10 protein-coding genes are annotated in these 13,035 nt (G+C 54.1%); 8 read left to right on the top strand and 2 right to left on the bottom strand.

From position 1 onward, the window contains the following. The first annotated feature begins 94 nt into the window (after window positions 1-94). Complete coding sequence (gene rep, locus WFP70_RS13505) at window positions 95-2,116, top strand: DNA helicase Rep (RefSeq protein ID WP_160868691.1); 2,022 nt, start codon at window positions 95-97, stop codon at window positions 2,114-2,116. 158 nt (window positions 2,117-2,274) lie between these two features. Here rep and gppA read toward each other — a convergent pair whose 3' ends face one another. Continuing rightward, the gene (gene gppA / locus WFP70_RS13500) at window positions 2,275-3,759 is read right to left on the bottom strand and encodes a guanosine-5'-triphosphate,3'-diphosphate diphosphatase (protein ID WP_034827830.1); all 1,485 of its coding nucleotides are present in this window, start codon (window positions 3,757-3,759) and stop codon (window positions 2,275-2,277) included. Between the two features lie 7 nt (window positions 3,760-3,766). Continuing rightward, complete coding sequence (gene rhlB, locus WFP70_RS13495; protein WP_038643814.1) at window positions 3,767-5,062, bottom strand: ATP-dependent RNA helicase RhlB; 1,296 nt, start codon at window positions 5,060-5,062, stop codon at window positions 3,767-3,769. Window positions 5,063-5,178: 116 nt separating this feature from the next. Here rhlB and trxA point away from each other — a divergent pair, with 116 nt between their 5' ends. From trxA to rffG, 7 genes are all read left to right on the top strand, one after another. Next, entirely contained in the window at window positions 5,179-5,511 is a 333-nt protein-coding gene (gene trxA, locus WFP70_RS13490; protein ID WP_003851963.1) for a thioredoxin TrxA, read from the top strand. 343 nt (window positions 5,512-5,854) lie between these two features. Beyond that, a complete protein-coding gene (rho, locus tag WFP70_RS13485) occupies window positions 5,855-7,114 on the top strand; it encodes a transcription termination factor Rho (protein WP_034827837.1) in 1,260 nt (419 codons plus the stop codon). Between the two features lie 278 nt (window positions 7,115-7,392). Next, window positions 7,393-8,469 (top strand): UDP-N-acetylglucosamine--undecaprenyl-phosphate N-acetylglucosaminephosphotransferase, encoded by a 1,077-nt coding sequence (wecA, locus tag WFP70_RS13480; RefSeq protein WP_034827962.1) that lies wholly within the window; start codon window positions 7,393-7,395, stop codon window positions 8,467-8,469. Window positions 8,470-8,505: 36 nt separating this feature from the next. After that, on the top strand, window positions 8,506-9,555 hold the full coding sequence (gene wzzE / locus WFP70_RS13475) for an ECA polysaccharide chain length modulation protein (RefSeq protein WP_337023600.1): 1,050 nt from the start codon (window positions 8,506-8,508) through the stop codon (window positions 9,553-9,555). Window positions 9,556-9,565: 10 nt separating this feature from the next. Further along, a complete protein-coding gene (gene wecB, locus WFP70_RS13470) occupies window positions 9,566-10,690 on the top strand; it encodes a non-hydrolyzing UDP-N-acetylglucosamine 2-epimerase (RefSeq protein ID WP_034827841.1) in 1,125 nt (374 codons plus the stop codon). Between the two features lie 2 nt (window positions 10,691-10,692). Then, window positions 10,693-11,952: a UDP-N-acetyl-D-mannosamine dehydrogenase gene (wecC, locus tag WFP70_RS13465; RefSeq protein ID WP_337023601.1), complete on the top strand. Its 1,260-nt coding sequence runs from the start codon at window positions 10,693-10,695 to the stop codon at window positions 11,950-11,952. Continuing rightward, a complete protein-coding gene (gene rffG, locus WFP70_RS13460) occupies window positions 11,949-13,025 on the top strand; it encodes a dTDP-glucose 4,6-dehydratase (RefSeq protein ID WP_160868695.1) in 1,077 nt (358 codons plus the stop codon). Before wecC ends, rffG begins: the two co-directional genes overlap by 4 nt. The last annotated feature ends 10 nt before the right edge of the window (window positions 13,026-13,035 follow it).

Genomic DNA, 13,035 nt, shown 5'->3' with positions numbered 1-13,035 from the left:
TGAGTCAGTTTCCGGGAGTCGCTCACCTGTCCATATTCCTGCCATGCGAAATCGTCAGGGGATCTCCTTTTCATTAGTTGAGTGATATTCCGTTATGCGTTTAAACCCCGGCCAACAACGTGCTGTCGAATTTGTCACCGGTCCCTGCCTGGTGCTGGCCGGTGCAGGCTCGGGTAAGACCCGCGTCATCACCAATAAAATCGCCCACTTGATCCGCGAGTGTGGCTATCAGGCGCGCCATATCGCCGCGGTGACCTTCACCAATAAAGCCTCGCGTGAGATGAAGGAGCGTGTCGCGCAAACCCTCGGGCGCAAAGAGGCGCGCGGCCTGATGATCTCCACCTTCCATACGTTGGGACTGGAGATCATCAAACGTGAATACAAAGCGTTGGGCATGAAAGCGAGCTTCTCGCTATTCGACGATCAAGATCAGCTGGCGCTGTTGAAAGACCTCACTAAACAGTGGCTGGAGGAAGACAAAACGCTGTTGCAGCAGCTGATTTCCACTATCTCCAACTGGAAGAATGATCTGGTCGATCCGCAGGGTGCGGCTGGCCTGGCTAAATCCCAGCGCGACCAGATTTTTGCCCACTGCTATCAGCTGTACGACCAGCATCTGAAATCCTGCAACGTACTGGATTTCGACGATTTGATTGCGCTGCCGACGCTGTTGCTGCAACGCAATCAGGAAGTGCGCGAGCGCTGGCAGCAGCGTATTCGCTATTTATTGGTGGATGAGTATCAGGATACCAACACCAGCCAGTATGAGCTGGTGAAACTGCTGGTGGGCGCGCGGGCGCGTTTCACCGTGGTCGGTGATGATGACCAGTCAATTTACTCCTGGCGTGGCGCACGACCGCAAAACCTGGTGCTGCTGAAAGAGGATTTCCCGACGCTGGAAGTGGTGAAACTGGAGCAGAACTATCGCTCAACTCAGCGCATTCTGAAGTCAGCTAACATCCTGATTGCCAATAATCCGCATGTGTTTGAGAAGCGCCTGTTCTCCGAGCTGGGTGAGGGCAGCGAGCTGAAGGTGCTGAGTGCCAACAATGAAGATCATGAGGCCGAAAGGGTCGCCGGTGAGTTGATTGCTCATCACTTCGTTAATAAAACCGCCTATAAAGATTATGCAATTCTCTATCGCGGCAACCATCAGTCACGCGTCTTTGAAAAGCAGCTGATGCAGAACCGTATTCCTTATCGCATCTCTGGTGGCACCTCGTTCTTCTCGCGGCCGGAAATTAAAGATTTGCTGGCTTATCTGCGTGTACTGACCAATCAGGAAGACGACAGCGCTTTCCTGCGTATCGTTAACACGCCGCGTCGTGAAATTGGCCCCGCCACGCTGCAAAAGCTGGGTGAATGGGCCAACCTGCGCAATAAAAGTCTGTTCAATGCCAGCTTCGATATGGGGCTGGAACAGACGCTGAGCGGGCGCGGTCTGGAGCATCTGCAGCGCTTTACCCAATGGCTTAACGAGATTATTCAACTGACGGAGCGCGAGCCAGTGAATGCGGTACGCGATCTGATTCGCGGTGTCGATTATGAAAGCTGGTTGTTTGAGACCTCGCCCAGCCCCAAAGCCGCTGAGATGCGCATGAAAAACGTCAATACGCTGTTCCAGTGGATGACGGAGATGCTGGAGGGCGATGAGCTGAATGAGCCGATGACGTTGGCGCAGGTGGTGACGCGCTTTACGCTGCGCGACATGATGGAACGCGGCGAGAGCGATGAGGAGAGCGATCAGGTGCAGCTGATGACCTTGCACGCCTCCAAAGGGTTGGAGTTCCCGTATGTTTATCTGGTCGGTATGGAAGAGGGGTTGTTACCGCATCAGAGCAGCATTGATGAGAACAACATCGAAGAGGAACGCCGTCTGGCCTATGTGGGCATTACCCGCGCGCAAAAAGAGCTGACCTTTACCCTGTGCCGTGAACGTCGTCAGTATGGCGAACTGGTGCGTCCGGAACCGAGCCGCTTCCTGATGGAGCTGCCGCAGGATGATGTGGTGTGGGAACGCGAGAAAAAAGTGATCAGCGCCGAGGAGCGGGTGAAAACCGGGCAGACGCGCGTCGCGGGTTTACGTGCGATGCTGGAGAATGCGAAGAAGGGGTAAATCCCCCGCCGTTCGTTCAGGCCAGGCCTGTAGCGAGAACCGTTGCGAGCGTAGCGGAGGCAAGACGAAAAGTTCCCGGCAAAGCGGAGTTCACATGCCGTCAATGAGCATTTAACGGGAGCTTTTCAACGCAGCATCAGCAAGCGCAGCAGGTTTAATTAAGAGATAGTCAGCAACCAGTGCACATAAGACTGGTAATGACTCTCTTGTTCCAGCAACTCGGCACGCAGCGGATGCGCATCCAGCCAGCCAGCAGGGAGTGTCAGGTGCAGCGCATCATCATCCGCCTGTAAACGAACCGCAGGCAGCGTGTCATCGCGACGACGGCTGGAGAAAATAATCGCCAGACGCAGTAAACGGCTTAAGCGTTCCGCCATACGTGGTGGCACAGCGTTCTGCTGCGTCAGTAAAGCGAGATCGATACTGCCACTCTGATTCTGCAGCAGGCAGGCGAGCATTTTTTTTTGTGCGGGCGTAAAACCAGGAAGATCGAGATGGCGAATCAGGTAAGCGGCGTGCTGGGGTGCCTGGCGGAAATCGACGCTCAGGCCTATTTCGTGAATTGAACAGGCGCTCAGCAGCAGATCGCGACATCGGTTATCCAGCTTCCAGGCAGTGCTCACCTGGCGGAAAAAGCTTTCAGCCAGCTGACGCACGCGGCTTGCCTGCTCCACATCGATAGAGAAGCGGCGCTGGACGTTTTGCAACGTGCGGCTACGAATGTCGCGGTCAATCGGCAGATGCAGCATGCCGTACACCAACCCCTCACGCAGTGCGCCACCGGCCAGCGTCATGCTGTCGATGCTTAGTTCATGGAAGATAGCGATCAGAATCGACAGGCCGCTCGGAAATACCAGCGCGCGCTCGAGTGTCAATCCTTCGATTTCCAGCTCTTCCAGCTTGCCGCACTGAATCGCACGCTGTTTTAGCTGCTGCAGCTTGCTCAGGGTGATGCGTTCATCCATGCCCTGCGCAACCATAATTTCCTGCAGTGCCTGCACGGTGCCAGAAGCACCGACGCAGATCTGCCAGCCTTTTTCGCGCAGTGCCGCCGCGACCGGACGAATCATGTCACGGGCCGCTAATTCAGCCTGCTCGAAATTCTCTTTCGCCAGGTGACGATCGCCAAAGTAGCGTTCCAGCCAGGTGACGCAGCCCATCGACAAACTAAACAACGTGGTCGCGTGCGAACCCTCGCCGGTGACCAGCTCGGTGCTGCCGCCGCCGATATCCACCACCAGGCGCTGATCAGAGCCTCCGGTAGTGTGGGCAACACCTTGATAAATCAGGCGTGCTTCTTCCTCGCCGCTGATGACATTCACCGGGCAGCCAAGGATTTCTTCGGCGTGAGTCAGGAAGTCCTGGGCATTTTCAGCAATACGCAGCGTAGCCGTGGCGACCACGCGGATTTGCTCGGGAGGAATATCTTGCAGCTGTTCAGAGAAGAGTTTCAGACATTGCCAGCCACGCTGCATCGCCTCGGCGGAGAGGTGATTGGCTTTGTCCAGACCGGCAGCCAGACGTACCTTACGCTTTATACGCGCAATGGTCTGAATACTGCCGGACACTTCGCGCACCACCAACATATGAAAGCTGTTAGAGCCTAAATCAATCGCAGCATAAAGTGACGATGCGCTCAGCATGGTGTGCTTAACTCGAACGTTTACGGTTGTTATTGCGCGGCGCGCCGCTACGACGGTTGCTGTTGTTCCCGCCACGGCGTGGGCCGTTTCCAGAACGGCTGCGCTGCAGACGTTTCGGCGGAGGCAGCTCACTCATCAGTGCTTCACTGCTGTACTTACTCACCGGAATACCGTGACCAATGTACTCTTCAATCGCTGGCAGGTTCAGTGCGTACTCTTCGCACGCCAGGCTGATGGAGTGTCCGCTGGCACCCGCGCGGCCGGTACGACCGATGCGATGCACGTAGTCTTCACGGTCGTCAGGCAGATCGTAGTTGAACACGTGGGTCACTGCAGGAATGTGCAGACCTCGCGCCGCAACGTCAGTCGCGACCAGAATATCCACATCACCTTTGGTAAAATCATCCAGAATACGCAGACGTTTTTTCTGTGCCACATCGCCCGTCAGCAGACCTACACGATGACCGTCCGCGGCCAGATGGCCCCAGATATCTTCACAGCGGTGTTTGGTGTTGGCGAAGATGATGGCGCGGTCGGGCCACTCTTCTTCGATCAAGGTTTGCAGCAGACGCATCTTCTCTTCATTCGAAGGGTAGAAAAGTTCTTCTTTGATGCGGTGGCCGGTTTTCTGCTCCGGTTCCACTTCCACGTATTCAGCGTTGTTCATATGTTCGAACGCCAGTTCACGTACGCGGTAAGAGAGGGTCGCCGAGAACAACATGCTCAGACGCTGGGTGGCCGGCGGCATGCGGCGGAACAACCAACGGATATCTTTAATAAAGCCAAGATCGAACATGCGATCGGCTTCATCCAGAACCACGACCTGAATGGCGCCGAGGTTGATGTGATTTTGTTTCGCATAGTCGATGAGGCGACCGGTGGTGCCCACCAGGATATCGACGCCATCGGCCAACACTTTCAGCTGTTTGTCGTAGCCGTCACCGCCATAAGCCAGACCCAGTTTCAGACCCGTGACTTTCGACAGTGGCTCTGCATCGGCATGGATCTGCACAGCAAGTTCACGCGTAGGGGCCATGATCAGCGCACGTGGCTGATTAATCTGGCGGCCTTCAGCGGCTGGATGAGAAAGAAGATGATGAAACGTTGACGTCAGGAACGCCATCGTTTTGCCGGTACCGGTTTGCGCCTGACCCGCAACATCACGCCCTGAAAGCGCAAAAGGCAGTGCCAACGCCTGAATAGGCGTGCAGTTAGAAAAGCCTTTGGTATCAAGGGCTTCAACCACCTGTGGGTGCAGGGCGAAGTCGGAAAACTTCTGTTCAGTTAAGTGTGTTTTGCTCATAGTGTGGTAGAATATCAGCTTACTAGCGCTTTACGAAAGCGTATCCGATGAAATAAAGTCAACCTACGTTGGTATATTTTACGCCAATTCGCCAGGCACAATCTTTGGAGTTAAACATGAGCAGCGATAAAATCGTTCACTTGACCGATGACAGTTTCGACACTGACGTGCTGAAAGCCGACGGTGTCACTCTGGTAGATTTCTGGGCTGAATGGTGTGGTCCTTGCAAAATGATCGCCCCAATTCTCGACGAAGTCGCAGAAGAGTACGACGGTAAGCTTACCATCGCCAAATTGAACATTGATGACAACCCGGGCACTGCGCCTAAATATGGCATTCGTGGTATCCCGACACTGCTGCTGTTCAAGAACGGTGAAGTGGCTGCGACCAAAGTAGGCGCCTTGTCTAAAGGCCAGCTGAAAGAGTTCCTGAACGCTAACCTGGCCTAAGCCCGGCGCGGTGTTGTTCCGCAGTGGTGAATTTTTTCGCCACTGCTGGACGTCTCCCTTCAGGCGTGTTAAGTTGACCTCACTGCATTACGCACTTACCTTGTAGTTTGCATCTAAAGTTTTCCCTTGTCAGACCCTGCTCGCATTGAACGTTATCGTGGTTTGGCAATCTGATGACTAGCACATTCGGCATCACCTTTCGACCATCTCTTCGTTTCCTATCGCCACATCAGACGATAATCGTCGAGCAGAGTTGAAAAAGAGCCATTAACGGCATGGAATTTTTGCCATACCACCCACGACAATCATTTCGAGAATTACCCCGAGTTTAAGAACCCTCACTATGAATCTTACCGAATTAAAGAACACGCCGGTTTCTGAGCTGATTACCCTCGGCGAAAATATGGGTCTGGAAAACCAGGCACGTATGCGTAAACAGGATATTATTTTCTCTATCCTTAAACAGCATGCGAAAAGTGGCGAAGACATCTTTGGTGATGGTGTGCTGGAGATATTGCAGGACGGATTTGGTTTCCTCCGCTCTGGAGACAGCTCCTACCTCGCCGGTCCCGATGATATCTACGTTTCTCCCAGCCAAATCCGCCGCTTCAACCTCCGCACTGGTGACACCATTTCTGGTAAAATTCGCCCGCCAAAAGAGGGTGAACGTTACTTTGCGCTGTTGAAAGTTAACGAAGTTAACTACGACAAGCCGGAAAACGCGCGTAATAAGATTCTGTTCGAAAACCTCACGCCACTGCACGCAAACAATCGTCTGCGTATGGAGCGCGGTAATGGCTCAACCGAAGATTTGACCGCTCGCGTACTGGATCTGGCATCGCCGATCGGTCGCGGTCAGCGTGGTCTGATCGTGGCACCACCGAAAGCCGGTAAAACCATGCTGCTGCAGAACATCGCACAGAGCATTGCGTACAACTATCCGGATTGCGTGCTGATGGTGCTGCTGATTGACGAGCGTCCGGAAGAAGTGACCGAGATGCAGCGTCTGGTGAAAGGCGAAGTCATCGCATCCACCTTCGACGAACCGGCTTCACGCCACGTTCAGGTCGCTGAGATGGTGATCGAGAAGGCTAAGCGCCTGGTCGAGCACAAGAAAGACGTTATTATTCTGCTTGACTCCATCACCCGTCTGGCGCGTGCTTACAACACCGTGGTACCGGCTTCCGGTAAAGTATTGACCGGTGGTGTGGACGCCAACGCCCTGCATCGTCCGAAGCGTTTCTTCGGTGCAGCACGTAACGTGGAAGAGGGCGGCAGCCTGACCATCATCGCGACTGCGCTGGTTGATACCGGTTCGAAGATGGACGAAGTGATTTACGAAGAATTTAAAGGTACAGGTAACATGGAACTGCACCTGTCGCGTAAAATTGCTGAAAAACGTGTCTTCCCAGCGATTGATTACAACCGCTCCGGTACCCGTAAAGAAGAACTCCTCACCACGCAGGAAGAGCTGCAGAAAATGTGGATCCTGCGCAAAATCATCCATCCAATGGGTGAAATTGACGCGATGGAGTTCCTCATCAATAAACTGGCGATGACCAAAACCAACGACGAATTCTTCGATATGATGAAGCGTTCGTAAGTTGGCGATATTGAATCGCTAAGCGAAGCGATTCGGTCGCACAATTTGCCAGGATTTATTGCTAACGCCACGTCTTAACGTGGCGTTTTTCATTTATGGGCATTAGGATTAGCCCAGTCAGGAAGAAATATAATGATTGTGCCAGAAAGGTGCTGGTTTTTTCAGCAATCAGACTTTTCTCAGGCAGAATTCGGACAAAGGATATACGGCAATGGCAAGAATCTTGCTTATTGTTGTCGATGATTTTAGCTGAGAGCGTTAACGTGAATTTACTCACTATGAGTACTGAGCTTGGTTTTGTTTTTCTGTTTACTTTAGTGTTCCTATTTTTTGCCCGTAAAGCCGCTAAAAAAATTGGGCTGGTAGACACACCTAATTCAAGAAAACGACACCATGGCGCCATTCCGTTAGTGGGTGGGATCTCCGTTTATGCGGGGATTTGCTTTGCTTTCGCTATTTCAGATTATTATTTACCCCATGCGGCACTCTATTTAAGTTGCGCAGGGGTGCTGGTGCTGGTGGGTGCACTGGACGATCGGTTCGATATCAGCGTTAAAATCCGCGCATTAGTACAAGCGGCGGTGGCCATCGTGATGATGGTCGGCTCAAAACTGTATCTGCTGAGCCTCGGATTTATCATTGGTCCGGTGGAATTGGTTGTTGGACCATTTGGCTATGTACTTACACTGTTCGCCGTTTGGGCGGCCATTAACGCCTTTAACATGGTGGATGGCATTGATGGCTTACTGGGTGGGCTGGCCAGTGTGACCTTTGCCGCCATGGGCATCATCCTCTTTTTCGACGGGCAAACCAGTCTTGCGATGTGGTGTTTCGCCATGATCGCCGCCACCATCCCCTATATTTTGCTCAATCTGGGTCTGATTGGTCGCCGCTACAAAGTGTTTATGGGCGACGCCGGCAGCACCATGATTGGCTTCACCATTATCTGGATCCTGCTGGAAACCACCCAGGGTCTGAGCCATCCGATTACGCCGGTCACGGCACTGTGGCTGATCGCCATTCCGCTGATGGACATGGTGGCGATTATGTATCGCCGCCTGCGTAAGGGGATGAGTCCGTTTTCAGCTGACCGCCAGCACATTCACCATTTGATCATGCGTGCCGGTTTCACTTCGCGTCAGGCCTTTGTGCTGATTACCGTGGCTGCAGCGCTGTTGGCCGGTATTGGTGTTCTGGGCGAATACCTTGCCTTCATCCCCGAGTGGGTGATGCTGGTGCTGTTCCTGATGGCCTTTTTCCTTTACGGCTATTGCCTGAAACACGCCTGGCGTGTGGCGCGCAAAATCCGTCGTATTAAACGCCGCTGGCAAAGCAGTGGCGAAGATAAAAAATAAATTACCCCGATCAGTACCCCGATAAGGACTTTTGTTATGACCTCTGTCGTTGTGGAGAACGAACTGGATGTGCGCGGCCTTGGCTGCACGCTGTGGCGCGGTAAGCGCTGGATCATCGGCTTTGCGCTGCTGTTTGCCTTACTGGCGTGGCTCGCCTCGATGCTGATGAAACAGGCATGGAGCACCACCGCCGTTACCGATCGTCCAACGGTTAACATGCTGGGTGACTTCTTCGTGCAGCAGCAATTCCTGAATAATCTTGATGTGCGTAACAACACGCTCAATCTCAACACGCCCGCACCCACCGTGATGGATGAGGTCTATCAGGAATTCACTATGCAGTTGGCCTCCTGGGACACGCGCCGTGATTTCTGGCAGCAGACCGATTACTTTAAAAGCCGCAAAAGTGGCAACGCGCATAAAGATGCCGCACTGCTGGATGATTTGATTACCAATATCCAGTTCACACCAGCGGATGCGGCGCATAACACGCTGGATAACATTAAGCTGATTGCCGAAACCGCTGGCGACGCGAATAACCTGCTGCGCCAATATATCGCCTATGCCAGCGAACGCGCGGCGCGCCATTTGAATGCGGAATTGAAGGGGGCATGGCAGGCGCGCAGCGCGCAGCTGCAAGCGCAGGTTACCCGTCAGCAGGAAGTGGCACAGGCGGTGTTTGATCGCCAGCGCCAACGTATTGAACAGGCCTTAAAGGTTGCTAGTCAGCAGGGCATCAAAGAAAACCGTGCACCGGCCATTGGCGAAGCGCTGCCTGACAGCGATCGCTTCCTGCTCGGGCAGCAAATGCTGCAGGCTCAGCTCGATACATTGCAGGCCAGCGGGCCCGCTTACGATTTGAGCTATGATCAGAATAGAGCGATGCTGGGCACGTTGCAGGCAGGCGCGCAGTTGGATAAGCCCTTCCAGACTTACCGCTATCTGCGTACGCCTGAAGAGCCGGTGTCGCGCGACAGTCCGCGCCGAGTGTTTATGATGATCATGTGGGGCGTCATTGGCGCGCTGGTGGGTGCAGGTGTGGCGCTGGTGCGCCGTCCTCGTCCAACGTCACCAACGAGCCATTAAGAGAAGCCACGTGAAAGTTCTGACCGTATTTGGCACGCGTCCTGAGGCGATCAAAATGGCCCCGCTGGTGCAAGCACTGGCGCAGGACCCGGCGTTTGAATCGCGCTTATGCGTGACCGCGCAGCATCGTGAAATGCTCGATCAGGTGCTGCGGCTGTTCAAGCTGCAGCCCGATTACGATCTCAATATCATGCGCCCGGAACAGGGGCTGACGGAGATCACCAGCCGCATTTTGCAGGGGATGAAAACGGTGCTCGCCGATTTTCAGCCCGATGTGGTGCTGGTGCACGGTGATACCACCACCACTTTTGCTGCTAGCTTAGCCGCTTTTTATCATCAGATTCCGGTGGGGCACGTCGAAGCAGGATTGCGCACCGGCAACCTGATGTCGCCTTGGCCGGAAGAGGCTAACCGCACCTTAACCGGTCATCTGGCGAGCTACCATTTCACCCCAACCGAGAGTTCGCGGCAGAATCTGCTGCGTGAAAATTTGCCGGATGACTGTATCGTAGTTACCGGCAATACGGTGATTGATGCGCTGCTATGGGTGCGCGATCGGGTGCTGGATGATGGCGATCTGAATGCACGTCTTGCAGCACGTTATCCGTTCCTTGATGCGGATAAAAAACTGATTCTGGTCACCGGCCATCGCCGTGAAAGCTTTGGCGGCGGTTTTGAACGCATTTGCAGCGCGCTGGCGCAGATTGCACGTCAGCATCCGCAGGCGCAAATCGTCTATCCGGTGCACCTCAATCCCAACGTCAGTGAGCCAGTAAATCGTATCCTGAGTGGGATCGACAATATCATTTTGATTGAGCCACAGGAGTATTTGCCGTTTGTCTGGCTGATGAACCGTTCCTGGCTGATCCTCACCGATTCCGGTGGTATTCAGGAAGAAGCGCCATCGTTGGGCAAACCTGTTCTGGTCATGCGTGATACGACTGAGCGTCCGGAAGCGGTGGATGCGGGCACAGTAAAACTGGTCGGTACCGATATCAACCGGATTGTCGAAGAAGTCAGCCTGCTGCTGCAGGACGAGGAAGCCTGGCAGAGGATGAGTCGCGCGCACAATCCGTATGGCGATGGACAAGCCTGCTCGCGCATCCTGCAGGCACTGAAACAACACAGAGTATAATTATGCGTTTTGAAACCATTTCCGTTATCGGACTGGGCTACATTGGGCTGCCAACGGCGGCCGTTTTTGCCTCAAAGGGAAAAAAAGTGATCGGCGTGGATATCAATGTCCGCGCGGTCGAGACCATTAATCGCGGCGACATTCACATTGTCGAGCCGGAGTTAGGTGACGTGGTGCGTGAAGCCGTGCAGGCAGGTTTTCTGCGAGCTACCACGCAAGCCGAAGCTGCGGATGCCTTCTTAATCGCCGTACCTACGCCGTTTATCGCCGGTCATCAGCCGGACCTGAGCTATGTACAGGCAGCCGCGTTGTCGATTGCACCGGTGCTGAAAACGGGCGATTTAGTGATCCTCGAATCGACCTCACCGGTTGGCGCGACCGAACAGATGGCCGCCTGGCTGGCAGAGGCACGTCCTGACCTGCGTTTCCCGCAGCACGGTGATAACTGTGACGTGTTTATCGCTTACTGCCCGGAGCGCGTGCTGCCCGGCAAAGTGATGGTAGAGCTGCTGGAAAATGACCGTGTGATTGGCGGCATGACGCCTGCGTGCTCAGCACGGGCCAGCGAACTGTATCGCATCTTCCTGCGCGGCGAATGTGTGGAAACCAACGCGCGTACTGCCGAGATGTGCAAACTCACGGAGAACAGCTTCCGCGATGTGAATATTGCGTTTGCCAATGAGCTATCGCTGATTTGTGCGGAACAGAAGATCAACGTGTGGGAGTTGATTGCGCTGGCGAACCGCCATCCACGCGTCAACATTCTGCAGCCCGGACCAGGTGTTGGTGGCCACTGTATCGCTGTCGATCCCTGGTTTATCGTGGCGCAAAATCCGGAACTGGCGCGTCTGATTCGTACCGCGCGTGAAGTGAATGATGCGAAACCGACGTGGGTGTTGGATCAGGTCAAACAGCAGTTGGCGGATTGCCTGACTGCCAGCGGCAAACGTGCTTCTGAGGTGACGATTGCCTGCTTCGGTCTGGCGTTTAAACCGAACATCGATGATTTGCGTGAAAGCCCGGCAATGACAGTGGCGCACCTGATTGCCGAGTGGCACAGCGGCAGCACGCTGGTGGTTGAACCGCATGTGGCAGAAATCCCTGCGCAACTGGCCCACGAAGCGGCTCTGGTTTCCACCCAGGATGCATTGCAGCAAGCAGATATCATCGTGATGCTGGTTGATCACGCGCAGTTCCGCGCTATCGATGCCAGCGAGATCACGCAGCAGTGGATTATCGATACCAAAGGTGTCTGGCGATGAAACAGTTCCTGGTGACAGGTGGCGCAGGCTTTATTGGTTCCGCACTGGTGCGATTTCTGATTGAGCAAACCGACCATCAGGTGGTGGTGGTGGATAAACTCAGCTACGCAGGCAACTTAGCCTCTCTGGCTCCAATACAGAATGATGCGCGCTATGCCTTTGAGCAGGTGGATATTTGCGACCGAGCCGAACTGGATCGTGTCATGGCCCAATATCAACCGGATTGCATTATGCATCTGGCCGCAGAAAGCCATGTGGATCGCTCGATTGATGGCCCGATTGCCTTCATCGAAACCAATATCGTGGGCACCTATCAGTTACTGGAAGCCGCACGCCATTACTGGAATGGTATGGCGGATGAGCGTAAAAAAGGCTTTATCTTCCATCACATTTCCACTGACGAAGTGTTTGGCGATTTGCATGGCAGCGATGATTTCTTTACCGAAACCACGCCGTATGCGCCCAGCAGCCCTTATTCAGCGACGAAAGCCAGCAGCGATCATTTGGTTCGCGCCTGGTTACGCACTTACGGCTTGCCGATCATCGTCACCAACTGTTCGAACAATTATGGCCCTTATCACTTTCCTGAAAAATTGATTCCACTGACTATCATCAATGCGTTGGCGGGTAAGCCTTTGCCGGTGTATGGCAACGGCAGCCAGATTCGCGATTGGCTGTATGTAGAGGATCATGCGCGAGCACTCTACAGTGTGGTGAGCAGCGGCAAAGTGGGTGAAACCTATAATATTGGTGGTCACAACGAACGCCGTAATATTGAGGTGGTGGAAACCCTGTGCGATCTGCTGGACGAACTGGCACCGCAGCAGCGCGCCACGCATCTGACGCGCTATCGAGATCTGATCACTTTTGTCACCGATCGTCCCGGTCACGATCTGCGTTACGCCATCGACGCCAGCAAAATTGCGCGTGAGTTAGGCTGGACGCCGCAAGAAACCTTCGAAAGTGGCATTCGCAAAACCGTGCAGTGGTATTTGGCAAACCCACAGTGGTGGCAGGCGATTCTCAACGGTAGCTATCGTGGCGAGCGGTTGGGTTTAACCACGCCGCGCTGAGGCGCAATAC

It is taken from the genome of Pantoea sp. USMM079, assembly GCF_037153115.1.
Taxonomy (GTDB): domain Bacteria; phylum Pseudomonadota; class Gammaproteobacteria; order Enterobacterales; family Enterobacteriaceae; genus Pantoea; species Pantoea communis.
The sequence above is the reverse complement of the archived record's forward strand: the minus strand, read 5'-3'. Positions and strand labels throughout refer to the sequence as shown.